Annotated in this window: 26 protein-coding genes; 13 read left to right on the top strand and 13 right to left on the bottom strand. The window is 36.8% G+C overall.

The genetic code is table 11. The features are described 5' to 3' along the window. Positions 1–51 precede the first annotated feature (51 nt). Positions 52–1,344: a cyclic nucleotide-binding domain-containing protein gene (locus HGJ18_RS12275; RefSeq protein ID WP_253696845.1), complete on the top strand. Its 1,293-nt coding sequence runs from the start codon at positions 52–54 to the stop codon at positions 1,342–1,344. Positions 1,345–1,370: 26 nt separating this feature from the next. Here the strand turns inward: HGJ18_RS12275 and HGJ18_RS12270 are convergent, their stop codons facing one another. From HGJ18_RS12270 to HGJ18_RS12250, 5 genes are all read right to left on the bottom strand, one after another. Then, entirely contained in the window at positions 1,371–2,513 is a 1,143-nt protein-coding gene (locus HGJ18_RS12270) for a cysteine desulfurase family protein (RefSeq protein ID WP_253696843.1), read from the bottom strand. Next, positions 2,510–3,541 (bottom strand): 3-dehydroquinate synthase, encoded by a 1,032-nt coding sequence (locus HGJ18_RS12265; protein WP_253696841.1) that lies wholly within the window; start codon positions 3,539–3,541, stop codon positions 2,510–2,512. The genes HGJ18_RS12270 and HGJ18_RS12265 overlap by 4 nt, the downstream gene beginning before the upstream one ends. Before the next feature lie 17 nt (positions 3,542–3,558). Further along, the gene (locus HGJ18_RS12260; RefSeq protein WP_253696839.1) at positions 3,559–4,281 is read right to left on the bottom strand and encodes a 5'-methylthioadenosine/adenosylhomocysteine nucleosidase; all 723 of its coding nucleotides are present in this window, start codon (positions 4,279–4,281) and stop codon (positions 3,559–3,561) included. Between the two features lie 87 nt (positions 4,282–4,368). Beyond that, positions 4,369–5,373, bottom strand: a complete 1,005-nt coding sequence (locus HGJ18_RS12255) for a lipoprotein TP_1001-related protein (RefSeq protein ID WP_253696837.1) — start codon at positions 5,371–5,373, stop codon at positions 4,369–4,371. A 94-nt stretch (positions 5,374–5,467) separates the two neighbouring features. Then, positions 5,468–7,093 (bottom strand): alpha-glucosidase, encoded by a 1,626-nt coding sequence (locus tag HGJ18_RS12250; RefSeq protein WP_253696836.1) that lies wholly within the window; start codon positions 7,091–7,093, stop codon positions 5,468–5,470. 269 nt (positions 7,094–7,362) lie between these two features. On the opposite strand from HGJ18_RS12250, the gene HGJ18_RS12245 reads away from it, so the two are divergent. Both HGJ18_RS12245 and HGJ18_RS12240 read left to right on the top strand, forming a co-directional pair. After that, positions 7,363–7,668, top strand: a complete 306-nt coding sequence (locus HGJ18_RS12245) for a hypothetical protein (RefSeq protein WP_253696835.1) — start codon at positions 7,363–7,365, stop codon at positions 7,666–7,668. 270 nt (positions 7,669–7,938) lie between these two features. Further along, positions 7,939–8,244, top strand: coding sequence for a hypothetical protein (locus tag HGJ18_RS12240; RefSeq protein ID WP_253696834.1), 306 nt, complete (start codon positions 7,939–7,941; stop codon positions 8,242–8,244). Between the two features lie 26 nt (positions 8,245–8,270). On the opposite strand, the gene pheS is transcribed toward HGJ18_RS12240, so the two are convergent. Beyond that, a complete protein-coding gene (pheS, locus tag HGJ18_RS12235) occupies positions 8,271–9,818 on the bottom strand; it encodes a phenylalanine--tRNA ligase subunit alpha (protein WP_253696832.1) in 1,548 nt (515 codons plus the stop codon). Between the two features lie 250 nt (positions 9,819–10,068). Here pheS and HGJ18_RS12230 point away from each other — a divergent pair, with 250 nt between their 5' ends. From HGJ18_RS12230 to HGJ18_RS12215, 4 genes are read left to right on the top strand one after another with little or no spacing between them, the layout of a single operon-like run. Further along, a complete protein-coding gene (locus HGJ18_RS12230; RefSeq protein WP_253696831.1) occupies positions 10,069–11,100 on the top strand; it encodes a M23 family metallopeptidase in 1,032 nt (343 codons plus the stop codon). Positions 11,101–11,102: 2 nt separating this feature from the next. Then, positions 11,103–11,522: a bactofilin family protein gene (locus tag HGJ18_RS12225; RefSeq protein ID WP_253696829.1), complete on the top strand. Its 420-nt coding sequence runs from the start codon at positions 11,103–11,105 to the stop codon at positions 11,520–11,522. 9 nt (positions 11,523–11,531) lie between these two features. Continuing rightward, positions 11,532–12,092, top strand: coding sequence for a YaaR family protein (locus tag HGJ18_RS12220; protein WP_253696827.1), 561 nt, complete (start codon positions 11,532–11,534; stop codon positions 12,090–12,092). Positions 12,093–12,102: 10 nt separating this feature from the next. Continuing rightward, positions 12,103–13,017: a PSP1 domain-containing protein gene (locus HGJ18_RS12215; protein WP_253696825.1), complete on the top strand. Its 915-nt coding sequence runs from the start codon at positions 12,103–12,105 to the stop codon at positions 13,015–13,017. Between the two features lies 1 nt (position 13,018). Here HGJ18_RS12215 and HGJ18_RS12210 read toward each other — a convergent pair whose 3' ends face one another. After that, complete coding sequence (locus HGJ18_RS12210; protein ID WP_253696823.1) at positions 13,019–13,438, bottom strand: metal-dependent transcriptional regulator; 420 nt, start codon at positions 13,436–13,438, stop codon at positions 13,019–13,021. A 103-nt stretch (positions 13,439–13,541) separates the two neighbouring features. Here HGJ18_RS12210 and HGJ18_RS12205 point away from each other — a divergent pair, with 103 nt between their 5' ends. Genes HGJ18_RS12205 through HGJ18_RS12195 form a run of 3 tightly spaced genes read left to right on the top strand, consistent with a single transcriptional unit; the run spans position 13,542 to position 16,015 of the window. After that, the gene (locus HGJ18_RS12205) at positions 13,542–14,189 is read left to right on the top strand and encodes a DUF1007 family protein (protein WP_253696822.1); all 648 of its coding nucleotides are present in this window, start codon (positions 13,542–13,544) and stop codon (positions 14,187–14,189) included. A 7-nt stretch (positions 14,190–14,196) separates the two neighbouring features. Beyond that, complete coding sequence (locus tag HGJ18_RS12200; protein WP_253696820.1) at positions 14,197–15,078, top strand: nickel/cobalt transporter; 882 nt, start codon at positions 14,197–14,199, stop codon at positions 15,076–15,078. 22 nt (positions 15,079–15,100) lie between these two features. Then, the gene (locus HGJ18_RS12195) at positions 15,101–16,015 is read left to right on the top strand and encodes a thioredoxin fold domain-containing protein (RefSeq protein ID WP_253696819.1); all 915 of its coding nucleotides are present in this window, start codon (positions 15,101–15,103) and stop codon (positions 16,013–16,015) included. On the opposite strand, the gene HGJ18_RS12190 is transcribed toward HGJ18_RS12195, so the two are convergent. Both HGJ18_RS12190 and fliS read right to left on the bottom strand, forming a co-directional pair. After that, positions 16,012–16,485: a hypothetical protein gene (locus HGJ18_RS12190; protein WP_002673209.1), complete on the bottom strand. Its 474-nt coding sequence runs from the start codon at positions 16,483–16,485 to the stop codon at positions 16,012–16,014. The genes HGJ18_RS12195 and HGJ18_RS12190 overlap by 4 nt on opposite strands. A 10-nt stretch (positions 16,486–16,495) precedes the next feature. Beyond that, positions 16,496–16,936 (bottom strand): flagellar export chaperone FliS, encoded by a 441-nt coding sequence (fliS, locus tag HGJ18_RS12185; RefSeq protein ID WP_253696817.1) that lies wholly within the window; start codon positions 16,934–16,936, stop codon positions 16,496–16,498. Between the two features lie 249 nt (positions 16,937–17,185). Here fliS and HGJ18_RS12180 point away from each other — a divergent pair, with 249 nt between their 5' ends. Next, positions 17,186–19,024: an aminotransferase class I/II-fold pyridoxal phosphate-dependent enzyme gene (locus tag HGJ18_RS12180; protein ID WP_253696816.1), complete on the top strand. Its 1,839-nt coding sequence runs from the start codon at positions 17,186–17,188 to the stop codon at positions 19,022–19,024. A gap of 30 nt (positions 19,025–19,054) precedes the next feature. On the opposite strand, the gene HGJ18_RS12175 is transcribed toward HGJ18_RS12180, so the two are convergent. Continuing rightward, entirely contained in the window at positions 19,055–20,389 is a 1,335-nt protein-coding gene (locus HGJ18_RS12175) for a DUF1015 domain-containing protein (RefSeq protein WP_253696813.1), read from the bottom strand. Between the two features lie 127 nt (positions 20,390–20,516). On the opposite strand from HGJ18_RS12175, the gene HGJ18_RS12170 reads away from it, so the two are divergent. Beyond that, positions 20,517–21,716: a coenzyme F420-0:L-glutamate ligase gene (locus HGJ18_RS12170; RefSeq protein ID WP_253696811.1), complete on the top strand. Its 1,200-nt coding sequence runs from the start codon at positions 20,517–20,519 to the stop codon at positions 21,714–21,716. 22 nt (positions 21,717–21,738) lie between these two features. After that, on the top strand, positions 21,739–23,301 hold the full coding sequence (locus HGJ18_RS12165) for an LTA synthase family protein (protein WP_253696810.1): 1,563 nt from the start codon (positions 21,739–21,741) through the stop codon (positions 23,299–23,301). Positions 23,302–23,341: 40 nt separating this feature from the next. Here the strand turns inward: HGJ18_RS12165 and HGJ18_RS12160 are convergent, their stop codons facing one another. Genes HGJ18_RS12160 through HGJ18_RS12150 form a run of 3 tightly spaced genes read right to left on the bottom strand, consistent with a single transcriptional unit; the run spans position 23,342 to position 25,689 of the window. After that, positions 23,342–24,355 carry a tRNA-dihydrouridine synthase family protein gene (locus HGJ18_RS12160; RefSeq protein WP_253696809.1) on the bottom strand — a complete coding sequence of 338 codons (1,014 nt, stop codon included), beginning with the start codon at positions 24,353–24,355 and terminating at the stop codon, positions 23,342–23,344. 3 nt (positions 24,356–24,358) lie between these two features. Beyond that, positions 24,359–25,039, bottom strand: a complete 681-nt coding sequence (locus HGJ18_RS12155; protein ID WP_253696808.1) for a hypothetical protein — start codon at positions 25,037–25,039, stop codon at positions 24,359–24,361. Positions 25,040–25,059: 20 nt separating this feature from the next. Beyond that, positions 25,060–25,689, bottom strand: a complete 630-nt coding sequence (locus HGJ18_RS12150; protein ID WP_253696807.1) for a rhomboid family intramembrane serine protease — start codon at positions 25,687–25,689, stop codon at positions 25,060–25,062. Position 25,690 lies beyond the last annotated feature (1 nt).

Below are 25,690 nucleotides of genomic sequence, written 5' to 3'. Positions count from 1 at the left end.
TGTATTTTAAATTTATGCTATAATGAAAACAACGTTTTAAAGGAAATAATAATGAAAAAGGTTCCAATAATAAGCACAATACAGACTACCGTGGACGGATTAAAATCTGCTGCACAAAACATAGAAAACGTCAATATTGCAGTCCTTGATAAATATGAAGACATTGTTTCGTTTTTTAAATACGAAATGCCTGAAATCAAGATTATCGATTTCGGAGATCCTAATATCGATGCCGACGCTTGTGTTAGGATTATAAAAGATGATCCGTGGCTTTTATTCGGAGGAATTATAGCCATTACCAATGACCGCCAAGAAAAAGCAAAGCTTGAACAAATAAAGGAACCTAACTTTTTATTTGTATGTACAAGAAAAGATTTTGAAAAAAATACCGAACAGATTATAAAGATTTTAAACCAACATCAGCATTTTCTTTTTAACAGAGGAATGCACCAGAGGGCTGATGAAAAAGAGACAGGTCATTTTGTAAGCGATACCGACCCATTTGAAATAGTTTTCTACGCAAACCTGATAGGAACCTATCTTTACAATACCAACAGAGTAAATGAAGAAGAACGATCTTCCTTACAAACTGCAATGATGGAATTTTTACTTAATGCAGTAGAACACGGAAACTGTAATATCTCTTATGAGGAAAAGAATAAATGGCTGCGAAGCGGAAAAAATATGCTCGATTTAATTGCCGAAAAACAAAAACAGCCTGAAATAAAAAAGAAAAAAGTTTATATCACGTATTCGGTACTGCCTGAAAAAACAAAGATAACTATCAAGGATGAAGGGAACGGTTTTGACTGGAAGAGCCATCTTGAATCAGACTTTGAAGCAGGCCTTCACGGAATGGGTATTAAACTTTCTCAAACACTTGTTAAAAATATACGCTATAATAATATTGGGAATGAGGTTTCATTTGAGGTAAATAACCAAAGAAATATAGCAAACCTTACACCCGCTATTTTAAAATCCCAGCAATTACTAACCTTCAAACACATGCAGATTGTCTGCCGCGAAAACGAGGATTCAAGCGATCTTTTTTATATAAGTTCGGGACGCTATGCCGTCTATGTAAACAATAAATTGATGTCGGTTTTAACACCGGCTGACATTTTTATAGGAGAAATGGCCTTTTTAATGAATGACAGAAGATCTGCTACCGTCGTATCTATCGGCGAAGGTTCTCTTGTAAAGATTCCTAAGATGAAGTTTATGCAGTTGATTGAGGAGCATCCTCATTACGGTATTTTCTTATCCCGACTGTTGGCTAACCGCTTAGCCCGTCAATCAAAGATTACGGCACAACTAAAAGAAGAACAAGAAAATACCAAGTAGGAATTCCAATAAAGCCCTTAATTTAATCAGCGGAATTCTATTAATGTTTCTTTTAGAATTTTAACAAAAACTTCAAGCTCTCCCCTTTGTGTTAAGGGCCCTATTGAAACCCGCACTGAATTTTGCTGCACCTTAGCATCAATTTTCATAGCTTCTAAAACAGGACGGGTTTGTTTTTTTGATGAACATGCAGAACCCGTAGAAATACAGATACCCTTTTCCGACAAGCAGCGGACAAGGACTTCTCCGGTTAATTCTTTAACCGCAAACTGTAAAATCCAGGGAGAAAATTTATCCTTTAACTGCGGACGGGATTCCGGGATAAAACTTAAACCTTCAATACTTGCCAGTTCTTCAATTAAAAAATCCGTTAATTCTTTTGCATGAAAAACATAGCCGTCTAAATTTTTATAATATTTTTTTAAGCAGCCGGACAGAGCTAAAATACCTGCAAGGTTTTCGGTTCCGGGCCTTATTCCATTTTCTTGTCCGCCCCCGCGGATAAATGCCTCCATATTTTTAGCAAGATACAAAAAACCGATTCCTCTGGGAGCTCCTATTTTGTGTCCGCTAAAAGAAGCCGAATGAATGGATAGTTTTGAAAGTTCAAAAGGAATCTTTCCTATAGCTTGAACTGCATCGGTATGAAAATGGATTTTTCTTTTTCCTTTAGAATATTCTTCAAGAGCCTTTCCTATTTCGGCGATGGGCTGGATTGCTCCGGTTTCATTGTTTACCGCCATTACAGAAACAAAGGCCGTATCGGGCCCTATGGTTTTTAAAACCGCATCGGCACTTATAAAGCCGTTTTTATCCGCAGGAATTTGCAAAATCTTATAACCCCGTGCTTTCATAATGGAGGCTTGTTCTCTAACAGCGGAATGCTCTATGCTGCTGACCGCAATCGAGCAAGGAGAAGGAAGGGCTAACAGAGAGAGCATAGGAATATAATCCCCCTCGGTTCCTCCCGATGTAAAAATAATATGCTCAGGCGCCGTATTTAAAAGTTCTGCAATTTCCGAACGAGTGTCTTCTAAAACTTTTCGAGCATCCTTACCTAAAAAATGCTTTGAAGAAGGATTTGCAAAATATTTAAAAGCTTTTTTTAAGGCCTCCGTAATTATATCTTCTTGAGGAAGGGCTGTTGCTGCCCAATCCAAATAAATCATAGAACCTCCCTGATGTCTTTTTCAAAGGCTTCGTAAATAAAAGTTTCACAAATATTTTTTTGCAAAATCAAACGGATTTTACCGTCCATATTTTTTTTATCTTTTTTCATTGCTAAAAGCACCTTCTCCTTATCCTGTAAGACCGGTACATCTATGCGGCTATAAGAATGTATAACAGCACAAACCTCATCCGCATAGGAAGAATCGGTTAAGCCTAATTTTTTACCTAATAGCATCGCCTTTGATATTCCCCAAGCAACAGCCTCTCCATGCGAAATCTTTGAAAAATTTAAAACGGATTCCAGTGCATGACCAAAGGTGTGCCCCAAGTTTAAAAAGGCTCTTTCATTTTTTTCGTCAAAGTCGCGGCTTACAACCTGAGCTTTTGCCTCAACGGCTTTTTTAACAAGGTCCAAGCAAAGAGCTTCATCTCTTGCAAAAATTTTTTCTCTTTGTGTTCTAAAAACTTGGTAAATATCTTTTGAGTATAAAAGGCCCATCTTAAATATCTCGAACATTCCTGAAAGATACTCCGCCTCGCTTAAACTTTTTAAGACCTTTGGGCTTATGTAAATTTCATCAGCCTTAAAAAAAGTTCCTACCATGTTTTTATAACCGTCAAAATTTATTGCAGTTTTTCCGCCGATGGCTGCATCCGCCATAGCTAAAAGACTGGTAGGAACAAGTTTGCATTTTGCCCCCCTCATATAAACCGAGGCAGCAAAGGCCGCCAAATCACAGACAAGACCTCCACCAATCCCGATAAAAACGGAATTCCGGCTTAAGCCCGCATCGAGGGCCATTTTTAAAATAGATACAAGGGAAGTAAAATTTTTATTTTCTTCTCCGGCTTCAATGACAACCAAGGGAAGGTCAGTACGAAAATTTCTTGAACCCTTTGCAATAGGAGCAGTATTTGAATCGGCGATGTACATTCCGCCGGCTGTACCGACAGGCGGTAAAAAAGGCTCATCGCAGTAAAACACTTCGGTTGTCCCTTGAACCGTTGTAAAAATAAAACTATCCATAAATTATCAAAATTTTATTAAAGCATTTTCAGCATCTGCAGCACCAAAAGAGAGGAATCCTTTGCTGCCTGTGCCGAAAAAACCTCATAAGAAATTTTAGCAGCTTCATCCTTGCCTGCCGTATCGGAAATACTCCTCAAAATTAAAAAGGGAATTTTATTTATGCAGCAAACTTGAGCAGCAGCTGCCCCTTCCATTTCAACACAGGCAGGATTAAATTCTTTGATAATCCTTTCTCTAAGTTTTTTATCTGAAACAAAGGTATCCCCTGAAGCAATTCGGCCTTCAATAAGCTTTAAATTTTTTATATGCTCATCATCACTTTCTTTTTGCATAGCCTTAAAAGCTTTAACGGCAAGGTTTTTAAACTTTTTGTCGGCAAGCCAAAAAGGAGACTTTGTCATAGGCACCTGACCAATAGGATAGCCGAAGGCTGTTGCATCTACATCATGCTGAACTGCATCGGTGGAAACAACCATATCGAAAACATTTATACCTTCCAAAAGCCCTCCGGCTGCCCCGGTGTTTATTACAGCATCAACCTTAAATTCCGAAATAAGAATTTGACAGCACAGAGCCGCATTGACCTTACCTATTCCGCTGCACACAAGAACAACATCCTTTCCCATTATCGTTCCCGTAAAAAAACTAAGACCGGCAATTTTTCGAATTTCCCCAACTAAATGCTTTTTTAAAAGTTTAACTTCCTGCTCTTCAGCACCAAAAATTCCTATCTTCATTATTAACCTCTTCTTAAATTCAAAATAAACGTCATATCAGGATTATAGCATAAAAATACTTGGGTATTCTACACCTTTCTTAAAAAGTTATTTTGTCAAAACCCAGTCCGCTGCATTATGATTTATTGTTACCTGCGAAATCCGTTTAATCATTTTTGTAGGAGTTATATTTGCTTGTACTGCATTTAAAATATCTCCATCAGGCTGCCATAAACCGGCTTCGGCAGCTTCCAATGCGGCTCGTTCAATTTCAGGTCTTCCCCATTCCTCATCCTTAGGGTTTCTAAACAAGACGGCATCCTGTAAACCCTCATTTTGACTTGTTCTAATAAGAACGGCATTCGTTCTTTTCGGCTGAAACTTTTGCAGCTTAGCCCAAAAACAAAAAGCCTTTTCTCCCGATTCAAGAGCATTACAAGCATCGACGGAAACTAAAATACCGTCTTCAGGCATTGAACCGTCCAGCGGTAAATACCAATAGAATACAATTATATTTCCAGCTTCTACCTCAAAGGCGGGAAACACATAGTCAGGCTCTTTTGAGTTCCCCGCATTTACAAGACTTACCCCGAATAAGTTTCCGCTTTTTTTTACGCTGAATCTTATAAAACCCTCTTTAGATGCGGAGCCTAGCTTTAAAGAAGAAAAAGACAGCTCTGCAGGCCTAGTGTTTGCTCCCTTAAAGGGAAGCTCAAAATCAAGAAATTGATTTTGAGCTTTAACCTTTCCGCATATTTTAAAATCTTCGCCTATTTCAAAGCTTGCACTAGGCTTAATCTTAAAAACGGAAAGGTCTCCGTTCTTAGGCTTATAAGCCTTATCCTGCAAAAAATCGGCTGCTTCAATCTCTTCAACAGTACACAAAATTTCTTCGGATAAATTTCCTTTTAAAGCATAAGCTTGGAGACCGGCGGCACGCCCTTCAAAAATAAGAGTTATCTCATTATTTGGGGACTGCTCAAATTCTTTGAGAGTAATGCTCTCATTATACCCAAGAAAAATTGAAACAAAGCCCGGCTGTTCAATCATTCCGCTGCAAGAAGCACATAAACTCAAAACCAACAAAACAGATAAAAAAAATCTTTTTTTCATAAAAGACCTCCTACCTATCTTGTATGTTTTTTTTAGCCTTTATAGTAAAATTTTAAAATATTTCTTAAAATCCAATAAGTTTTTTAGAGATACCCTAAATTCTTGTAATTACAGACTCAAAGGGACGTAAAATCTTCTGTTGAGGGTTAAAGTTTCTATAATTAAATAAAATCGGAAGACCTCTAACCTCTTCCCTTATCTTTTGAGCCTTGCCTGACATATTGGAAACAATAAAAAAGGTTTTATCGTCTTTTTTGCGGTAATAGGCAAAAATATCCTTTCCTAAATCGGCAAATTCTATATCGCCGAGCTGTAAGGCTTCTTCCGAATTTCTTAAGGCTATCAGTTTCTTATAATAATTAAAGCAGGAATCGGATTCCGATAGATTCTTCTTTACATTTATTTCTTTATATTTTTCGTTAAGCCGCAGCCAAGGCTTTACGGTACAAAAGCCCCCGTTTTCGGAATCATCCCAAGGTATGGGAGTTCTTGCATGGTCCCGGGCATAGTTCATGGTCATTTTAAAGGCTCGTTTTTTACCGAATTTAAGACGGCGGAGAGTGTCATAAATATTCTTTGTGGCTATATCATCAATTTCATCCATGCTTTTAAAATCGGTATTGGTAAGCCCGATTTCCTCTCCTTGGTAAATAAAGGGTGTTCCTTTTTGGGTTAAAAGAACCGTTGCGAGCATTTTGACGCTTTCTTTGTAGTATTTCCCCTCATCCCCAAACCTTGAAACGGAGCGGGCTTGATCGTGATTTTCAAAGAAAAGGGGAGTCCAAGGCATCTTAGTCTGCCATTTTTTTAAGATTTTAATCATTCGGAAAGGTTTATATTTCCGTTTTAAAACCGGAATTTGAAACCAGCAGTCTACCCCGGTGTGATGTTCAAAAGGAAAAACAAGAGTCAATTCATCTTGAATAAAATTCTTAGCTTCTTCTAAAGAAACGTCCATAGTTTCGCCTACTGTAAAGGCATTGTAGGGTTTTAGGACATCTCTATTTAATTCTTTTAGAATATCGTGGCAGCCCTTTTGAGAAAGATAAAACTCTTTGCCTGTTTTAATCCTTCTTTTTTTTGCATCCTCGTAAGAGGTTTTATAAATGCAGTTTATAACATCGCAGCGGAAGCCGGTAACACCCATATCCAGCCAAAACTTCAATATTTTTTTTACTTCTTCAATCACCGCGGGATTGTTATAGTTTAGATCCGGCTGATTTTCGGTAAAAAGATGAAGATAATAGAGTCCGTTTTCTTCGCAATACTTCCATGCAGAACCTAAAAAAAGGCTGTCCCAGTTATTTGGGGGCAGCTTTTTACCCTTTACAAGCCTAGGTTCTTTCCAAACATAATAATTATGGTAGGGCGATTCGGGATTTTTAGATTCTATAAACCATCTGTGCTGATCACTTGTATGGTTTATAACCAAGTCCATCACAATCTTGATATCCAGTTTATCCGCTTCTTTTAATAGAGCCTTAAAGTCGTCCATGGTGCCGAATTTGGGGTTGATATCGCAATAATCGGAAACATCATAGCCGTTATCATAATCGGAGGAAGCCGTTATGGGAGAAAGCCAAATTGCCCCTATGCCTAGTTCCTTTAAATAAGGCAATTTTGAGATAATACCCTGAAGGTCCCCCATCCCGTCATTGTTTGCATCACAAAAACTTCTGGGATATATCTGATAAAAAACCCTTTTATTCCACCATTCCATACATCTTCTCCTAAATAAATTTTATCTAACTTATATTCTAATTGTTTTTTATTATTTGTCTATATTTAAGGGATATATATTTCAAAAAGATATAGAGAATATGCGGGCACTTGACAGTATGTATATTGTAGTATAGTATGGCCTTATAAACACTTGCAAAAAGTTTTTATAAGGAGTTATGATAAACAGTTCGGCAGAAATTCAGCCTCACTGTTTATCTGATGAGTTTTGTACATAGGGTACAAAACATCGCATTATGGGAGTTATTTATGAAAAATAAAAAAATTTTTACAGTTATACTTTTGTTGGCAGTGTCCGCTTTGTTGTTTACTTCTTGTGCTTTAAATATGAATGCTGCACAAAAAGCACTTTATGAAAAGTTTATAGACAATTATGAAAACCAGTTAAAAAATAAGCAAATGCCTGCACAAGTCGTAAAAGAGGGTCTTGATCTTATTAATGATGAAGCTGCGACACTAAATTTTAAAATTGTGGATAAAAAACCCGGCATAGATATTGCAAAAAATACTAGCGCAGCTGAATTAAGAAAACGCTTTATACCCAAGAAAAAGTAAATTTAACTTCAAAGCCTGTTTTTGATCAGGCAAAGTTTTAGCCCCATCGGAAGATTCCGTCCTCCGATGGGGCTTTTTTTACTTCCTGAGCCGCCGTTTACTTCAGCAGCGCCTGCTATTTCATAAATCTTCTCCTAAAGGATACACAATGGCTTGACAGATAGTATAGTATAGTATAGCTCCATAGACACTTGCAAAGTTTTTAAGAAGGGCGGAATTTTTCTTAAAGGCTTTAACTAAAAATATTTAGGTGTCTATAAGGAGATATTAATGAAAAATAAAAAAATTTTTACAGTTGTACTTTTGTTGGCTGTGTCCGCTTTGTTGTTTACTTCTTGTGCTTTTAAAATGAATACTAAACAAAAAATTTTATATGAAAATTTTATAGCTAAACTTAAAATAGATTCAGGATTAATTGCTATACCTGCAGATATGGTAACAGGACGGCTGGCTGCAGTTAATGTTGAAGCCAATGAGTTAAATTTTAAAATTGTGGACAACCAACCTGGCTCAGCTATCGCAAAAGATACTAGTGCAGCTGAATTAAGAAAACGTTTTATACCAAAGAAAAAGTAAATTTATTCCGTCCTCAGGTGTTTTTTTTACTTCCTGAGCCTGACTCCCTCAATGTCCGAGCTGAATAGCTCTCGCAAATCGTTTAAGCCAAGGGCCATAAGGGCCATTCGGTCAATGCCTATCCCCCAAGCCAATACGGGGACATCAACTCCCATTGTTCTGGATACTTCGGGGCGGAGAATACCTGAGCCGCCAAGCTCAAACCATCCTAAAACGGGGTGTTTTATATGCACTTCAATCGAAGGCTCGGTAAAGGGGAAGTAACCTCCGACATATTTTACCTCGGTAGCGCCTGCTATTTCGACGGCAAACATTTTTAGGATGCCTAAAAGGGTTTTTAAATTAACCTCATCTCCTAAAACTATTCCCTCGGTTTGATAAAAGTCGGACAAGTGGGTAGCATCCACCTTATCGTACCGGAAACATCGGGCTATGCCGAAATACTTGCCGGGTATTTTAGCCTTTGCCAGCTGATGGGCTGAAAGAACTGTGCCTTGGCTTCTAAGCAAGAGGCGTTTTGTAAAGTTTCTGTCAAAAGAATAATTCCAGCCTCGGCTTCCTGTATTTCCGCCTGTCTCGTGGACTTCGGCAACGCGGGATAAAAAGGGCTCTTCAATGCTCTTTGCATGTGTCGGATTTTTTATGTAGTAAACGTCATGAATATCGCGGGCGGCATGGAATTGGGGCATAAAAAGGGCATCCGAGTTCCAAAAATCGGTTTCTACGAGAGGTCCGTCAAATTCTTCAAAGCCTAAGCCTACGAGCTTGTCCTTTACTCCCTCCAAAAAGTCGCAATACGGATTGGTTCTTCCCGAAATTATACGGGCAGGCGGAAGATTTATATTGTAGCTTCTAAATGTTTGATTTTTCCAGCTTCCGGTTTTTAGGCTTTCGGCTGTAAGCTGTCCCGTCTCATCTCCGGTTATACCCTCTGCTTCAAGTTCTTTTTGAATGGCTTCTACCTCATCCGTAAAGGAGTAAACAACCGAATCCCGCTCTACAATCTTATAGGGGCTGTCTGCGGCTCCGCGTTTTTTTGCAATTGAGTTGATAATCTCGCGTTCTTCATCATCAAGATCTTCCTCGGCTATGATATGGCCTTCGGTTTTAAGGCCTTTTTTCAACAATTCGACGGTTATCTTAAAGCGTTTTGATTGCGGTTCTTGCACAAAGGAAGCCTTTTTTTCTTCATTCATCTTGACGGCACCTTCTTTTGAAAGAACGCCGAAGGCCGAACCTACATCCTTATTTTCCAGATTAAGGGCGTCAGCAATTTCAGGAAGCTTCAGTTCGCCTTTTTCTTTTAAAAGCTGTAAAATTCTTTGTTCCGGAGTACCGCGTTCGGCAAAATCTGTTCCAATATTTGTAAGTTCAAAAAATATGTGTTTTTTGCGGTCGGTTTCTTTTATTAAGCCCTTCATTTTAAGCCACGAAAAAACCTGATTTGCATGGCCTTCTTTATACGAAAGTTTAAGCTCAAGTTTTTTGTTATCAAGATACTCGCCTATTTTAAAATTTTTTAAAACCTTAATCTCAAGAGGATGAAGATTTTTTATAATGCTTTTTATATCCATATTTACTCCGAAATTCATCTAAAAAGATAGAGAATTATAGCACATTTTCAATTCTTTGTACACAATTCGGATTATATAATTTTTTAGGACTTTACAAAAAATCTTACTTATTGTATAATATTTTGTCGGTTGTGTGCTAAATAATTTGGTTTAAAAAGCCGATAAAAGAAAGACAATACCTTTAATTTTTGGAATTTTAATCTGTACTTTTTATTATTTAATTATGGTATAGTCAAAAGAGGAGTTTAAAGTGTCAAGAACACGAACATATAAACGGGCAGAAAACAACTTGGTACGCTATTTTAATGAGCTTTTTAAAGCTTTTTGTACAAGCGTATCCAAGGGTGTAATGAAATTCATCAACGGCGGACGCAAAAAGCTTACCGTAATGGTTGTTCCGCATTCTCAAAAGCGGATTGTAAATTTTCAGGCAAGTATTTTTTCGATTGTTTTTGTTTCGGTTTTGCTTGTAGGTATTTTAGCTTCATTTTTTTGGTTTGCAGCCGAATCTGTAGCTTCAGCCAGAAAACTGGCCAACCTAAAGGAAGAAACACGTAAAACTCAAGCCAGTCTTAACGTTTTAAAAAATGAAACCAATGACCTTTTAAAAAATGCAAAGAATTTTCAATCTACTCTTTCTTCTACATTAACATCTTTGGGTTTACAGTCCATTATGGAAACAGGTACAGAAAACGATGATTCAAGCGACCTTTCACTCCTGTTTAATGTACAAGAACAGGCCCAAGGAACAGCAAGAGAAGTAAGTGAGCTTAAAAAACTTTCAGCCTATTTACAGGACACCATTCAGCCCGTACAGGAAATGGCAAAACTGATGGACACTCAAACAGCCCTCTTTTCGGATATTCCGAGTCTTTGGCCCATTAAGGGCGGCATCGGGCATATCACGATGGCCTTCGGTCAAAACCGCCATCCTTTTACCGGCCAATGGTATATTCATACCGGTATAGACCTTGCAACAGGCCGCTCAGGCGACCCGATTATGGCTACGGCGGACGGACAGGTTATTACGGTAGAAACGGATTCAGGCTGGGGTAACTACATTATTATTAAGCATAAGCATGGTTTTTTTACAAGATACGCTCACCTAAGTTCATTTAGGGTTACACGCGGACAGCATGTACAAAAGGGCCAGGTCATAGGCTACGTAGGCAATACAGGTATATCTACAGGCCCCCACTTGCACTATGAGGTTCACATAGGTTCCGACGTCGTAGATCCTATGAAATATCTTAACATAAAAAATACCGGAAGAAAAAAATAGCCATGGCTGATTTTATTGACGATATTTCCATAAACACAATCATAGGCCCGGGAACCTTTGTAAACGGAAGCTTAAGCGTACCCGGATTTTTACGTATAGACGGAGATATAAACGGAGACATAAAAACTCCCGGAAGAGTTATAATTGCAGAAAATGCAAGAGTCCGAGGAAACGTACATGCCAAGTCGATAACCATAGGCGGAATGGTTCAAGGCGATGTTATAGCTCCGGAAAGCGTGGTCGTCTTGTCAACAGGCCTTATTTTGGGCTCGGTTTTGACAAAAAAAATACGCTTAGATGATGATGTATTTTTACACGGCTACTGCTTTGCCATAGATAATCAGGCCGAATTTGAAAAGGCGGAAAAAGAATACAAAAACAGACAAGGCCTCGCGGCTTCTGCTCTTGTACATTCCAGGTGAGGTTAAATTATGGGAAACTCCGTGGATACAAGCAACTATGTTTCCGCTCTTAATACCGCCGCACCTCTAATAGCCAAAGATTCGCACATTCAAAAAAATCAAGCTCGAAAAACGGAAAATACCAAAGTAAAAAAGCAAAAAACTTTTTTAGATACAATTTTGGATAGCAATATTCAGGAGTCTGAGGAATCCTATTACGAAAAAAAACTGGAAGGTCTTAATCCTGAAGAAAGAAAAAAAGCTGTAGACGATATTTTAGCCGTCTTACAGGACGAGGTTTATTCCAGCGGGGCTAATCTGTCCGAGAACGTAAATGAGGAAACAATAAACAAATATAAAAAAGCAGTCAAAAGCTTTGTAAACTTTGCACTGCAACATTCTCTTAATGTAAAAGCTGTAACTTCGGGCGGTTTAAATCCGCTAAAACAGCGTAATTATGTAATAGTAAAAGTCATTGATGAAAAAATAGATAAACTAACACAGGAACTTTTATTTAATCAACTTGAAAAACTGCAAATCTTAGCTAAACTGGATGAAATAAAAGGTCTTTTAGTCAACTTGACTACATAGCGGGGCAATAATGGATTATGATATTAACGAAAATATAGAAGATATTGAATCTCTTGAAGATAAAGATCAAAGACCTGTAAAAATGAGCTCAAATCCCAACGATTTTCCTCAACCCCTATATGAGCTTAATTTGGATTACTCAAAAGAAAGCTTTTATGCGACAGCTGATGAACATCAAGAATTTAAAACAGGAGACTTTGTTCTTGTGCCTACACGGTACGGTAATGATGCAGCCCGCTTCGGAGGTCCTGTCAAGGCTCCCATCAATGCCAATCCGGATGAGGTTGTAAAAATTATTCGAAAAATAAATGCTGAAGAAGAGATTATCTTAGAGGAAAACAACAAAAAAGAAAAAGAAGCTGCCAAGATTTTTAAAGAAAAGGTTGCCCTAAATAACTTGGAAATGAAGTTTATAGGCTGCCATTTTTTGCTTGATGAACCTAAGGTATTGTTCTTTTTCAGTGCCGATACTAGGATTGATTTTAGAAAATTGGTCAAAGATCTTGTTTCCGTTTTTAAAATAAGAGTTGAATTAAGGCAAATAGGCGTTAGGGATGAATCCCGCATTATAGGAGGCCTCGGCTGCTGCGGACGGCCCTATTGCTGTCATAGCGTAACCGATAAACTCAAACCTGTTTCTATAAAAATGGCAAAGGAACAAAACCTATCGCTCAATTCATCAAAAATATCGGGACAGTGCGGAAGATTATTGTGCTGCCTCTCTTACGAATATGATTGGTATGCAGAAGCTAGGAGATTAATGCCGCCTGAAGGCGCAAAATTTCCATATGACGGCACAACCTTTAAGATTACCGAGGTAAACCTCCTTACCCAAATGGTTTCCTTATTGGGGGAAGACGGACGAATCCTTTCTTTGCCCTCAAAGCGTGTGGTCAATATTGGAGGAAAATGGCAAGTAAGATAAACTATTTGTCGGAGTCTTCTTCAGTTATACCAAGTTTTTTTAAATAGGCATAAAGCTTATCTGCGGTATGCTTGCTTATTGCATGTTCCATTTCACAGGCATCAACATCCGCAATTTCGTAATCTACTTTAAGAACTTGAGTTAAGAAAGTTCTAAGCGCATTGTGTCTGGTACGGACATCTTTTGCAACCGCTCTGCCTTTTTTTGTTAAAGTGATTGTTCCGTAAGGTTCTTGTTCAATATATCCGTCCTCTTTTAGTCCTCCAAGCGATTTATTAACACTTGCCCGAGAAACATTCAATGCCCTTGCAACATCAATCGATCTTACCTGTTCGTCAACCAAAGATAAGTCATAAATCCGCTCGAGATAATCTTCTTTTGAGGAAGTAATAGTTCCTGTTACATGTATTCGTTTATTCATACTTCATATTATACACTATTTCCTTTGACAAAACAAGAACTTTTTTGTATCATATCAAAAGAATATTTGTTCTAACTTTATGTTCCGGCGGCAAGATAGAAATATGTTGAGATCAAAAAAAAATATACTGCTATTTATCTTTTTAGTTTTGATAAATTTTCAATCCTTTTCTCACCCTCATATGTGGTTTACCAGCTCTCTTGAGGTCATTTTTGCAGGAAAAACCTTAAAAGGAGCCTATGTTACATGGACCTTTGATAGATTTTTTAGTGCGGATATTATAAGCGGTTATGACTTAAACGGAGATGGTGTATTTAGTGCAGCGGAAACAGCTGATGTATACGAAAATGCTTTTAGTTATACTGAAAATTACTACTATTTTACATTTATAAGACAGGGTGAAAAGCGTACAAGTCCCGAACATATTGAAAAGGCTTCCTTTTCCGTTTGGCAAAATAAGGGGATTGTAAGTTACCGCTTTTTTATAGATTTAAGCGGGTTTAAGGGGCAGGAAATTTTTTTAGCCTGTTACGATTATACTTTCTTTTGCGATATTACCTATCCTGAAAATACGGCCGTAAAATTCATATATGACAAGAGCCTAATAAGCCCCTCATACTCCATTATTGAAAATAAAAACTATCCCGTTTACTATGACCCTCTGGGAGCGATGGATGATAATAGAATATATTATAAGTGGGCACCCGGCCTTAATACCTATTATCCAAAAGAGGTAAGAATCAGGTTTTAAAACACTTATGAAAAAAAAAGGTATTTTTGTCATTCTTTTTATTCTTAATCTCGCCTTGCTATCTGCAAAGCTGTCTGCAAATCCCTTTACGGGGAAAAAAAATTCACCTACACCCGTATATCAGGGACAGCCTTCAGAAAATATTTTAAAGGGGCAGCGTATTTTAAACCAAAAGCTGGGAGACTATATAAACGCTTGGAAAGAAAATAAAAATTTTGCTGTTTTATTGTCCATTCTGGCCCTTTCATTTTTATACGGCTTGGTACATGCGGCAGGTCCGGGACACCGTAAAACCATTATCTTCTCATTTTACCTTACAAAAGAATCAAAACGCTTAGAACCTCTTTTTACAGGCCTTGCTCTGGCAGGAATGCATGGAGGAGCAGCCATAGTCCTGATGATGATTTTCAAGGGCCTTTCAGGGGCAATCCTCTCACGCTCAAACGATGCAATGATATACATGGAGGGGGCATCCTTTTTAATCTTAATAATTTTATCCCTTTACGGAATAATCGATGCGGTAAAGGATATAAATACAAAAAAGGATTCAAACCATAAAAAACTTAAACTTGGAGCAATCTTATTAAGCGGTATTTATCCTTGCCCTGCAGCAATGCTTGTTTTGGTCTTGGCCGTAAGCCTAAATCTCTTAGCCTTAGGGATCTTTGCAGTAATAGCTATGTCCGTAGGCATGAGTATTCCGATAATAGCTTCTGGATATTTGGCTTGGGCCGGAAGAACGGGGCTTTTCTACAAATTAAAGGGAAAAGAAAGGATTATAGCCCTGATAGGTTCTATCCTCCAAATCGGAGCTTACGGCTTTTTACTCTACATTTCGGTAAAAACGGCCTTGCCTTTTATTCTAAGTTTGTTTAGAATGCTAAAATAGAATTTGTTTTGTTGGAGTTAATATGAAATTTATAAATCTTATGAAAATCTGTATGTTTGCCTTTTTTATTCTGTTTCTTACAAGCTGTTCAAGCATACAAAAGAATTGGAAAACAGACGGTTCAACTATCGAAAAGGACATAGCCTTATCAAAAAAGCAAGGCCTCATGTTTTTTAGCGCCTCCGATACGGATCCGCAAAGTAAAAACTTATTGGAAAATGTTTTTACGGACAGCTTATTTTCAAAGATAAATAAGGATTTTATTTTTTATAATATAGATATAGTAAAAGAAGCCGGCTCGGCTGATTCGGTCCAATTGGAAAAAAACTATATTCTTTTTTCCGATTATAATATTACTCAAGTACCCTATCTTTGCTTGATGAATGAACATGGAGACGTTTACCATTCGGATCTGATTCCTGAACAAGTTAATAATTCCTCTTCATTTTTAGACCATTTGAATAAACTAAAGGAAAAGAGGCTAACCGTAGAAAATTTACGAAAAAACATCAATGAGGTAAACGGCCCCGAAAAAATAAAAGCTATAAATTCATTTTTTGAAAAAATTTATCTTGTCGATTCCGAAAAATATAGGCAGTTTTTTGATGATGGAATAAACAGTGATCCTTTAAACGAAAGTGGCTTAGTAGGCTCATTTATACTTGCCAGAACCAGCCTAAACATAGAACCCTTATTTAAACAGCAAAAATATACGGAAATAATAGCAGAATTAAAAAAGATTTTAGAAACGGGTTTTTTAAGCCCCGAAGAAGAGCAGCTTACCTTGTGCAATATAGCTTCATTTTATTCCCGACTGCCGAATGCTCCAATAAAAACGATACTGGGATATCTTGAAGAAGCCTTAAAAAAAGCTCCTAATTCCTTTAGAGCTAAAACAATAAAAGAAGATATTGAATATTTAAAAGCTAAGAATTAAATGCTGATATCCACCAAACTTGCAGAAACTTCTTGCTTTGAAAGAGCTTGTTTGGAGTATCGATAGTCCGGCTTTATAGATATCATCTCTTGGCGTAAATCGGCCATTCTGGACTGCAAAAGCTCTCTATTTTTTTGGTTTTGATCAATTACTTGGGATTGAAGTTTGTTAAGATCGGATTTAAGCCTTACAACCTCGGTATCGTCCTTATCGGGCATACCTAAACGGTACATTTCTTCTATCGGGTCTATTACCTTTTGAATTGTAAAAATATCCCCTATTATAGACTGCTCCAACTCCGTGTGATGCACAAGAGCATCTATATTTTCCTCATGAATACTGCGTTCCTGCGTTTCAAGAACAACAAGATAGTCACTGAATTTTTTTCTTTGTTCTTGTAAAAGGGCTTTAAACCTCTTGAGAACAGCCACCCTCTGATCGATTTCTTGTCGGCTTAATACTTGCTTCATAAGAATCTCCTTATCCGGCTATGTTTACACCTACGGAAACCTCAGACCTTTGAGGTACAGGCTGAGATTCAAGAATTTGCTTCCATACTTCGTATAATTCCTGCATCATAGAGCTTACATCCAACAAGGGTTTATAGTCTTTTTTTAGATTTGCAGTTAAAAGCTGTTGATTAAAATATGAATAAATTGAAAGAAGATTTGCAGCTATTTCTCCGCCTATATCCATATCTAAGGCTGCCATAAGCTCCGTTATAATCTCTTGAGCCTTAATTATGTGATTATTGATGGCTTCTATATCCTTTGCAGGAATCTTAGGCACACGCATCTTTGAAATTGCCAGATTTATTTCTTTTATCCCCTCAGTATAAAGCATAAGAATAAGAGAACCCGGACTTGCCGTTTTAACACTTGTTTCTTTATAAGCTGCTGCAGCCTGACTATTATAACTCATACCCCCCTCCAAAAATAAAAATAGGTATCTCCTAAATTTATCGGTATTTAAAATAAGGGCTTTAGAAAAAGCCTTTATTTCAATTTACCATTTACCTTAAAATACAGATTAAAATACAAAAAGTTACATAAAAGCCGGCTTGTAAATATGATATAAATATTCACTTGACAAAATATATACCGCCACTTATAATCAATTTTAGACATAAAACAAGTAAATTCATACTTAATTTATTTTTGGAGGAGTAAAATGCAGGCAATTATTTTGGCAGCAGGAATGGGAAAAAGACTTCGGAATTATACAAAAGATGCAACTAAGTGCATGGTTCCCGTAAACGGAAAAACATTGATTGAATATACTATCGAGGCTTTGATTCCAAATAAAATTGATAAACTGATAGTTGTTATAGGATATAAAGGCGATATTTTAAAAGAATTCATTTCTTCAAAATTTAATGAAAGTAATTTAAACGGGATGAAAATTGAGTATATAGAAAATCCTATATATGATAAAACAAATAATATTTATTCGTTATATCTTGCCTGTAATGAAATGGCAAAGGATGATACCATCCTTCTTGAAAGTGATTTAATTTTTAAACCGGCTCTCATAAAAGATATTATTGAGAATAATGATAAGAATATTGCCGTCGTATCTCCATTTGAAGCATGGATGGACGGTACATGCACTGTGCTTGATCAGGATAACTATATAATAAACATATTGGATAAGGCACAATTTAATTGGAATGATATAAATCATTACTTTAAAACAGTTAATATTTATAAATTTTCAAAAGAATTCAGTAAGGAATATTATATTCCATTTCTTGAAGCATATCAAAAAGCCTTTGGAAAAAATGAGTATTATGAACAAGTACTGAAGGTTTTATCCTTTTTATCGGCTTCTGTACTAAAAGGTTTTGTTGTTTCGGGGGAGGATTGGTATGAAATTGATGATCCTGCAGACTTAGCTATAGCAGAAGATCGGTTTAAAACCGGAGTAGGCAAACTACATAGTTTACAAAATAGATATGGAGGTTATTGGAGGTTTCCGCAGCTAAAAGACTTTTGTTATCTTGTAAATCCGTATTTCCCGCCCCAAAAGCTTGTAAATGAAATGACATCCAGTTTTCAGACTTTGCTTACACAATATCCAAGCGGAGCTTTTCAGCAAAGTTTACTTGCTGCAAAAGTATTTAATATTTTACCTGAGCATATTGTTGTAGGAAACGGTGCTGCAGAGCTTATTTCTTCAATATCTAAATACATCAAAGGTAAGATTGCAATTCCCTATCCTACTTTTAATGAGTATCCTGAAAGGTTAGTAAATGGAGAAATAGTCCCTATACATACCGATCCCGATACTTTTAGCTACTCTGTTGACGATATAATTAGCTGTGTAAATAAAGAAAATATAACAACAGTGATTTTGATTAACCCTGATAATCCTACTGGTAACTTTTTAGAAAAAAACGATGTTATAAGGCTTTGTGATGAGTTAAAAAGAAAAAACATTCTTCTCGTTTTTGATGAATCATTTATAGATTTTGCAGAAAAAGAAAAGAGATATTCCCTTATGGACGAAAATATTTTAAATAAATATCCTAATTTGATTGTTATAAAATCTATAAGTAAAAGTTATGGTATTCCGGGATTAAGATTGGGCGTTTTAGCGAATGCCGACACCGACTATATCAATAAAATCAAAAAAACAAACAGTATCTGGAACATCAACTCATTTGGAGAATATTTTCTACAAATTTATGATAAATACAGCAAAACATATCAGACAGCCTGTGATCTTATAGCTGATGAAAGAACACGTTTTATTTCAGAACTTTCAAAACTAAAATGTTTTTCCGTTTTTCCGAGTCAGGCAAATTATGTATTGTGTAAATTGGATAATGCTATATCTCCCGAAAAATTAGCTATATCGCTGCTTGAAAAATATAATATTTTTATCAAAGACCTTTCATCTAAAAGAGGCTTTGAAAACGGAAATTATATCAGACTTGCAGTAAGAGACGAAAAAGATAACAATTACTTAATAACTGCATTAAAAGAAATTTTATCAAAATACTTTTAATCTGTCTCAGCAATTACTTCGAGGTTTTATTTAGAAAAGCTTTCTACATTCTAAATAAAACCTTTTTTCATCAGCTTCCCCGATAGAAAAGCTTTTTCTAGGTAAGGGGCCGTATTTAGCGATGGTTGAAAAAACATTGTCTTTTGATATTGGCGGCAATAATATTGAGACAGCATTTTCTTGCTCTGCAAGTTGAAATGTCTCCTCACAGCCGTGGATGTAATCTATTTTATTTGCAGAAGAAATAAATTCATCTAATACAGGTTGAATCGCAGTAACTGCAAGACATTCAATATCGGACTGTAAACAAATAAAATTATTATCTTTTGATATAAAGCCGAAACAATTCTTTGATAAATTGACCATATCAATTAATTCTCTTTTAGTATTACATCTTATAATCCTGCCGCTTAATTTTGATTGTACGAAATTTACCAGCTCATCAATATCAGCATCAAAAATGACTCTATGTATAGGCTCAAATATTAGGTCTTTATCGTATAAATTTACTATCTCGACAAGAGCATATCTTAGTGGGTGATTTTTTATATTTTCAGGAACAGATATGGACTTATCATCATAAGATATTCCTCCAAATTTCTTTTTATATTCGTCCCAAACAGCCTTCGCAGTTGCAAGAGAATGATTACCATCTCCTACCGCAAACATAAAAGAAATACCTTTTTCGTCTTTATTTTCATCATATATACATTCAAGTTCCTTTTCTATGTGTGAATATAAAGCTCCTTCATTAACAGTCCAACCGGTTATTTTACCGGAATTCATCATCAAATTAAAATCATAAATAGGGTCTATTTTATTTTTGTACAAATAATCGCCTATACCTTCTATTAGACGGTTATTATGGTCATTCAGTAGAAGCATAATATGCGGAGTTTCAATCGGTGCAGACCTCCTTATATCTACTCTTGCAGGAATACGTTCTAATATGGTTTCCTCTGTTGCACGTATCATTGTTCGTGAAGAGGCTCTCCAATCATAATTTTCCAAATCAATACATGTTATAAGCCCTTTTCTCAAATGATTATATTCGGTTTTACGTTCTACATATATCATAGAGTTTTTTATATAGTTAAATATGCCTGTTTCAAGGTAATTTAACATGTCTTTATGTATCTTTAAAATATACTCTTGTTTTTGTTTTTCTGAAAAATTATTTAAATATATTTCGGGAAATATAAGATTTAAAGTCGATTTTTGATCTTTTGTAATTAAAGACACCTTCTTCCAATAATCATGGTCTTGGGTATACTGATCGCAAGCGATTACTGACCAAGTCTCCATATTTATTGTATTGTTTGGAAGTAAAATATTAGGAATTTTAATAGCATATTTTTCAAACATGTGTAATAGTATATATTATATATAAAATAGTTTCAATAGAATGAAAGATAGTCTATCTGAAATGCCTCGTTTAAAACTTATTGACAAACAAAAAAAAAGCACCTATAATACTTTTCTGAGGTTCAAAATGAAGAAATTTGTAGGAACTACATCCAGAGGTTTGATTGCTCCGATAATCCGCGAGGGAGATGACATAGCCTCAATTGCAGCCGAAACTCTTTTAAATGCCGCAAAAGCTGAAAACTTTACAATAAAAGATAAAGATATTCTTTCTGTCACAGAATCCATAGTAGCCCGTGCACAGGGGAACTATGCAACAGCCGACGATATAGCAGCCGACATAAAGGCAAAATTCGGAAACTCATGTATAGGCCTAATTTTTCCGATTTTAAGCCGGAACCGTTTTTCGGTTTGTTTGGAAGGCATAGCCCGCTCAAAAAACAAACTCATCATCATGTTAAGCTATCCCAGTGATGAGGTAGGCAATCACTTGATTGACCCGGATGTTTTTGAAGACTCCGATGTAAATCCATGGACAAATTCCTTTACAAGAGAAGAATTTAGAAGCAAATTCGGAGACCACAAGCATAAATTCACAGGAATGGATTATATAGAATATTATGATTCGATAATCAAAAAGCATAATCCCGAATCCTTTGTAATCCTATCCAATGATCCGAAAAAAATAATAGAATACACAGATTCAGTTTTAGCCTGCGATATTCATACACGGAATAGAACAAAAAAACTTTTAAAAAAGGCCGGAGCAAAGACCGTTTTAGGCCTCGACGATATTTTAAGCAGCCCGGTAAAGGGAAGCGGCTTTAATTCGGATTACGGACTTCTGGGTTCCAATAAGTCAGGAGAGGACAGGATTAAACTCTTTCCGCATAATGCGCAAATCATCGTCGATAAGATACAGGCTATAATAAAAGAAAAAACCGGCAAAACCATCGAGGTTATGGTTTATGGAGACGGAGCCTTTAAGGACCCGATAGGGAAAATTTGGGAGCTTGCCGATCCGGTTGTTTCACCTGCTTATACAAAGGGACTTGAAGGCAAGCCCAATGAGGTAAAGTTAAAATATCTGGCAGACAACAACTTCAAAGACTTAAGTGAAGAAGAACAAAAGGAAAAAATCGCAGAATATATCGAAAAACATCAAAAAGAAACCGCCTCCCATATAGACTCTATGGAGTCTCAGGGAACGACCCCGCGGCGGCTTATCGACCTAATCGGTTCACTTTCAGACCTTACATCGGGAAGCGGAGACAAGGGAACCCCTATCATATTTATACAGGGATATTTCGACAAGTATACAGGGTAATTTTTTATTTTAAAGATGTGCTATGCTTAGGGAAAAAATTGAATTCACAAATAAAAAAGAAAAGAAAAAGCAGGCTTTTTTAGGAAGCCTTTTTGTATTTCTGTATACTTTTCTTATAATGCTCATAATTTGGCTTTTGGGAGTCTTCCCTCATGCCCAGATGGATCAGCTTATCTTTACTGCCGTAACACCCATTGACGGTACAAGCAGTGCAGTTCTTCTAAGTTTTTATTTAAAAGCTCTTGTAATTCCGATAATCCTATCTTTTGTAAACCTCATTTTGATCCTAAAAGAAATAAAACTTGTTTTAAAAACAAAAAAAGGAAAATCTTACAGACTCTTCCCTGTTTTGATAAGAAGGCCCCGCCTTTATGTTTTGATTTACATTTGTATTTTTTTAGGCTACAGCCAATATAAATTCGGGTACATTCAATATGTTTATTATAAATTAAGCCCTCCAACGGATCTTTATGAAACTAACTATATAGACCCTTCAAAGGTAGAATTTAATTTTCCTCCAAAAAAGAGAAATCTTATAATCCTCTACCTTGAATCGATGGAAATAAGTGCTACATCAAAAGAATTCGGAGGCTTATCCCGTTACGATCTTATTCCCGAATTACGCGGGATAGCCGAACAAAACCTCTCATTCAGCCACTGTGAAAAATTGGGCGGAGGGACCCAGGTTATGGGAACCTCTCATTCCATAGCCTCTCTTACTTCCCTAAATATGGGAGTTCCGTTAATTTTAAATCTTCCTTCTTTTGATTCATCTTCTTTTAAACTTTCATCTTTAAATACTTCTTCAATAAAAATCGATAATTTTATAGAAGGGGGTTACGGACTCGGAGACCTTTTATATGATAACGGCTACAATCTTGTGTTCAGTATGGCTGCAGACAAAGATTTCGGCTGTTTGGGTAATTTTTTAACCAATCATAAAAATTTTAAGATTCAAGATTATTCTTACTTTGTTGAAAACGGAAGAATCCCTAAAGGCTACAATGTTTGGTGGGGCTTTGAAGACGAAAAGCTTTATCAATTTGCACGGGAAGACATTACGGAGCTTTCAAAAGAAGATAAGCCTTTTGCCTATATTTTCTTTACTGCCGACACACATTCTCCCCACGGTTATGCCGATGAAAAATGCCCCAACCTTTATTTTGAAAAAATACACAATGTATACGCCGGAGCTTCAAAAAAAGCCTATGATTTTGTAGAATGGGCTAAAGCGCAGGACTTTTATAGAGATACCACAATAGTAATTTTAGGGGATCACTTGTACATGGGCGGAGATTTATACCTGCCGACCGTCAAATTACAAGATAGGCATCCCTACAATGCCTTTATAAATTCTGCAAAGACAACGGATAAGAACAAAAATCGGCTGTTTACAACCTTTGATCTTTTCCCCACAGTTGTAGAAAGTATGGGTATCGAATTCAATGCAAAGGGCTTAGGCCTCGGCCGCTCCTTATTTTCGGGAGAAAAAACTCTTCTTGAAGAAAAAGGCTTAAAGAAGCTTAACTCCGAAATTGAAAAGCCTTCAATCTTTTATGAAGAAAAACTGATGAAAAAACACTGAATTATGAATATGTATTATTAGAATGTTTGCATCAAAAGAACTAAACCCTTATGAGTCTGTCTTCGGGCACTTCTTCAAAATAGTCACTTAAATTGTGAAGCATATCGTCAAGGTTTTTACAATTTAGAACCTTGCTTTTTATGTGGTGGGCAAAGCTGAAATTATCGCAAAAAAAAGCAAAAAACCTTTGAGCCCTTGTAAGGTAAAACTCTTGAGGCTGTTCTTCCCGTAAAAAACTTAAAAAGAGTTCTGCCGTTTTTAATAAATCTATTTCGATTTTTTCGTCCTTATCTTCGGCTGTTCCGTTTTTTAAAATACCTTTTGAAAGTTCATAAAAAATCCAAGGCTTTTGCACGGCAGACCTTCCTATCATCCAGCCGGAACACGGATATTTTGAGCCGATTTTTTCTAAGATTTCAAGGGAATTTATATCTCCGTTACCGTAAACGGGAACACTTAAATCGGCTGCAAGGCGGGCTGTGTACTCATGTTTACAGGGCCTTGAATATTTTTGCTTTTGTGTGCGGGGGTGGAGGGTAATCAAGTGTACTCCTTCCGAAACAAGCATCTTACAAAAGGATAAAAGCCTATCATAGTTTTCTTCTTCGCCTAAGCGCAGTTTTACACTCAGACGGATAGGCTCCGTTTGCGGCCCGGCCTTTTGCTCATCATACAACAGAACAGCTTTTTTGACCTTGCTTACCAATGAGGCCGTCTCTGAAAGCGGCTTTTTCATCCATGCAAAACCGGCTCCGGTGTTTACAATCTGCGGGGCACAGCAGCCCATATTTAGGTCAATGCCGAAACCTCCGTATTGAAGCAAAAGAGGAACACAAGCAGCAGCGGACTTTTCATCAGGGCTTGTAATCTGCCAAACAAGTTTTTCAGGCGATGGATTTGCCCTAAAATACCATTTTTCAAAACCCCCGCCTGAAATAGCCGAGGGAGCATGTATCATTTCCGAAAAATACTCATCAGGTTCCTTAAAGCAGGCTATGAGCCTTCTAAAAGCGGAGTGAGTTATTGCAGCCATGGGTGCCGATATCAACTTCATAAGTTAAAAAACCGTATATTTTATGATTTCATCTATTTGGATATAAAGTTCAAGCTCCGCCTTAAAAAAGCCCGATTCTACAAAAAGGCGTGGAGGAGATTTTATCAAAACAGCCCCTCGAATTTCCTTAGGTTTATTTTTTAAAAAGGTTCTCGCATACTCACGTACGGCATTTTTTACCGCGTCGGTATAAGCGGCATAGACCCCTTCAAGCTCATCAAATCGGTCTCCCTTTCCCCTTCCCTTTATTGTCTTATGAGCATTTTTTGTCCAAAGTTTAAAATGCCCTGCATAGGATTCGGGGATACCGTATTCGGCCCAAGAATAGCAATAAGGATATTTAACCCTTACATCCGTAATTTTTATATCTTCGGTACTTGGTTTAAAAACAGGTTCAAGCTCAAAATATTCATCTACATTACGTTTTTTATCTAAGGGAGTATATACAAAGTTTAAACCGTAGGTCATGCCCGATAAAATATAGGCTGAAAGTTCAAGCAAGGCCTCTTTAGGCGGAGTGAATTTAGCCTTGTTCTCATCATCGATTCCTTTGGGCGCTTCTTCTACAAAGACCCAGACAGGAGCCCTTAAAATCAAAGCATTGCTATCGGAAGCCCCGGAATAAGTATCCGCATACAGGTAAAAACTTATAAAAAACAGAAGGACCGCAATGAACTTTCTCATAGCCTAATTATCGGACAGTTTTACCGTCCCGTTGAATTCCAGACTTTAAGAGGCTTTATTCCGAAACGGATTCTTATATATACCCAGCCTGCAAGGAGCCCTATAAAATGAGTCAAATGAGCTACTCCGTCACCCATGGAAAAAATGCTTATTAACTCGATTACGGCATAACCTAAAATCAAAAGAGGGGCCGGCACGGGAATCACACCCCAAAGGTAGACCACTGAGTTCGGATAAATTACGGCATATAAAAGCAAAACCCCAAAAATCGCTCCTGATGCACCTACAAGGCTAATAATATAAAATCCTGTTGCAGCATATACCAAAAAGCTCAAAATCCCATCAATTGTCCCTACCAAAAGATAATAAAGTATAAATTCCTTTGTTCCAATCTTGCGTTCTACGGGAACGCCGAAAAAGAATAAGGCAAGCATATTAAATGCCAAATGAAAAAAGTCGCCATGAACAAATTGATAAGTGAAAAACTGCCAATAAGTTTGTGCTTCCACTACAAGAATAGGTACAAGCCCTAAATATGCACTCAAATTTCTAAAAAGACTTGTAAGAACAAAAACACCGGCATTTATCAGGGCTATGATAAGTACGGCATTCTTATATGTATATTTAAACGGTTTTCTTAAAAACTTCATA

The sequence above is a fragment of the Treponema denticola genome (genome assembly GCF_024181405.1).
GTDB lineage: Bacteria > Spirochaetota > Spirochaetia > Treponematales > Treponemataceae > Treponema_B > Treponema_B denticola_D.
This window is presented reverse-complemented; position numbering and strand designations above follow the sequence as displayed.

What these genes read in the sequence shown, in the direction of transcription:
- HGJ18_RS12275 (WP_253696845.1), top strand. Translation starts at nt 52, where the DNA reads ATGAAAAAGGTTCCAATAATAAGCACAATACAGACTACCGTGGACGGA.
- HGJ18_RS12200 (WP_253696820.1), top strand. Translation starts at nt 14,197, where the DNA reads ATGAAAAAAAAAGGTATTTTTGTCATTCTTTTTATTCTTAATCTCGCC.
- fliS (WP_253696817.1), bottom strand. Translation starts at nt 16,936, where the DNA reads ATGAGTTATAATAGTCAGGCTGCAGCAGCTTATAAAGAAACAAGTGTT.
- HGJ18_RS12240 (WP_253696834.1), top strand. Translation starts at nt 7,939, where the DNA reads ATGAAAAATAAAAAAATTTTTACAGTTGTACTTTTGTTGGCTGTGTCC.
- HGJ18_RS12265 (WP_253696841.1), bottom strand. Translation starts at nt 3,541, where the DNA reads ATGGATAGTTTTATTTTTACAACGGTTCAAGGGACAACCGAAGTGTTT.
- HGJ18_RS12195 (WP_253696819.1), top strand. Translation starts at nt 15,101, where the DNA reads ATGAAATTTATAAATCTTATGAAAATCTGTATGTTTGCCTTTTTTATT.
- HGJ18_RS12155 (WP_253696808.1), bottom strand. Translation starts at nt 25,039, where the DNA reads ATGAGAAAGTTCATTGCGGTCCTTCTGTTTTTTATAAGTTTTTACCTG.
- HGJ18_RS12245 (WP_253696835.1), top strand. Translation starts at nt 7,363, where the DNA reads ATGAAAAATAAAAAAATTTTTACAGTTATACTTTTGTTGGCAGTGTCC.
- HGJ18_RS12225 (WP_253696829.1), top strand. Translation starts at nt 11,103, where the DNA reads ATGGCTGATTTTATTGACGATATTTCCATAAACACAATCATAGGCCCG.
- HGJ18_RS12160 (WP_253696809.1), bottom strand. Translation starts at nt 24,355, where the DNA reads ATGAAGTTGATATCGGCACCCATGGCTGCAATAACTCACTCCGCTTTT.
- HGJ18_RS12205 (WP_253696822.1), top strand. Translation starts at nt 13,542, where the DNA reads ATGTTGAGATCAAAAAAAAATATACTGCTATTTATCTTTTTAGTTTTG.
- HGJ18_RS12150 (WP_253696807.1), bottom strand. Translation starts at nt 25,689, where the DNA reads ATGAAGTTTTTAAGAAAACCGTTTAAATATACATATAAGAATGCCGTA.
- HGJ18_RS12255 (WP_253696837.1), bottom strand. Translation starts at nt 5,373, where the DNA reads ATGAAAAAAAGATTTTTTTTATCTGTTTTGTTGGTTTTGAGTTTATGT.
- HGJ18_RS12270 (WP_253696843.1), bottom strand. Translation starts at nt 2,513, where the DNA reads ATGATTTATTTGGATTGGGCAGCAACAGCCCTTCCTCAAGAAGATATA.
- HGJ18_RS12220 (WP_253696827.1), top strand. Translation starts at nt 11,532, where the DNA reads ATGGGAAACTCCGTGGATACAAGCAACTATGTTTCCGCTCTTAATACC.
- HGJ18_RS12170 (WP_253696811.1), top strand. Translation starts at nt 20,517, where the DNA reads ATGAAGAAATTTGTAGGAACTACATCCAGAGGTTTGATTGCTCCGATA.
- HGJ18_RS12260 (WP_253696839.1), bottom strand. Translation starts at nt 4,281, where the DNA reads ATGAAGATAGGAATTTTTGGTGCTGAAGAGCAGGAAGTTAAACTTTTA.
- HGJ18_RS12180 (WP_253696816.1), top strand. Translation starts at nt 17,186, where the DNA reads ATGCAGGCAATTATTTTGGCAGCAGGAATGGGAAAAAGACTTCGGAAT.
- HGJ18_RS12190 (WP_002673209.1), bottom strand. Translation starts at nt 16,485, where the DNA reads ATGAAGCAAGTATTAAGCCGACAAGAAATCGATCAGAGGGTGGCTGTT.
- pheS (WP_253696832.1), bottom strand. Translation starts at nt 9,818, where the DNA reads ATGGATATAAAAAGCATTATAAAAAATCTTCATCCTCTTGAGATTAAG.
- HGJ18_RS12175 (WP_253696813.1), bottom strand. Translation starts at nt 20,389, where the DNA reads ATGTTTGAAAAATATGCTATTAAAATTCCTAATATTTTACTTCCAAAC.
- HGJ18_RS12250 (WP_253696836.1), bottom strand. Translation starts at nt 7,093, where the DNA reads ATGGAATGGTGGAATAAAAGGGTTTTTTATCAGATATATCCCAGAAGT.
- HGJ18_RS12210 (WP_253696823.1), bottom strand. Translation starts at nt 13,438, where the DNA reads ATGAATAAACGAATACATGTAACAGGAACTATTACTTCCTCAAAAGAA.
- HGJ18_RS12215 (WP_253696825.1), top strand. Translation starts at nt 12,103, where the DNA reads ATGGATTATGATATTAACGAAAATATAGAAGATATTGAATCTCTTGAA.
- HGJ18_RS12165 (WP_253696810.1), top strand. Translation starts at nt 21,739, where the DNA reads ATGCTTAGGGAAAAAATTGAATTCACAAATAAAAAAGAAAAGAAAAAG.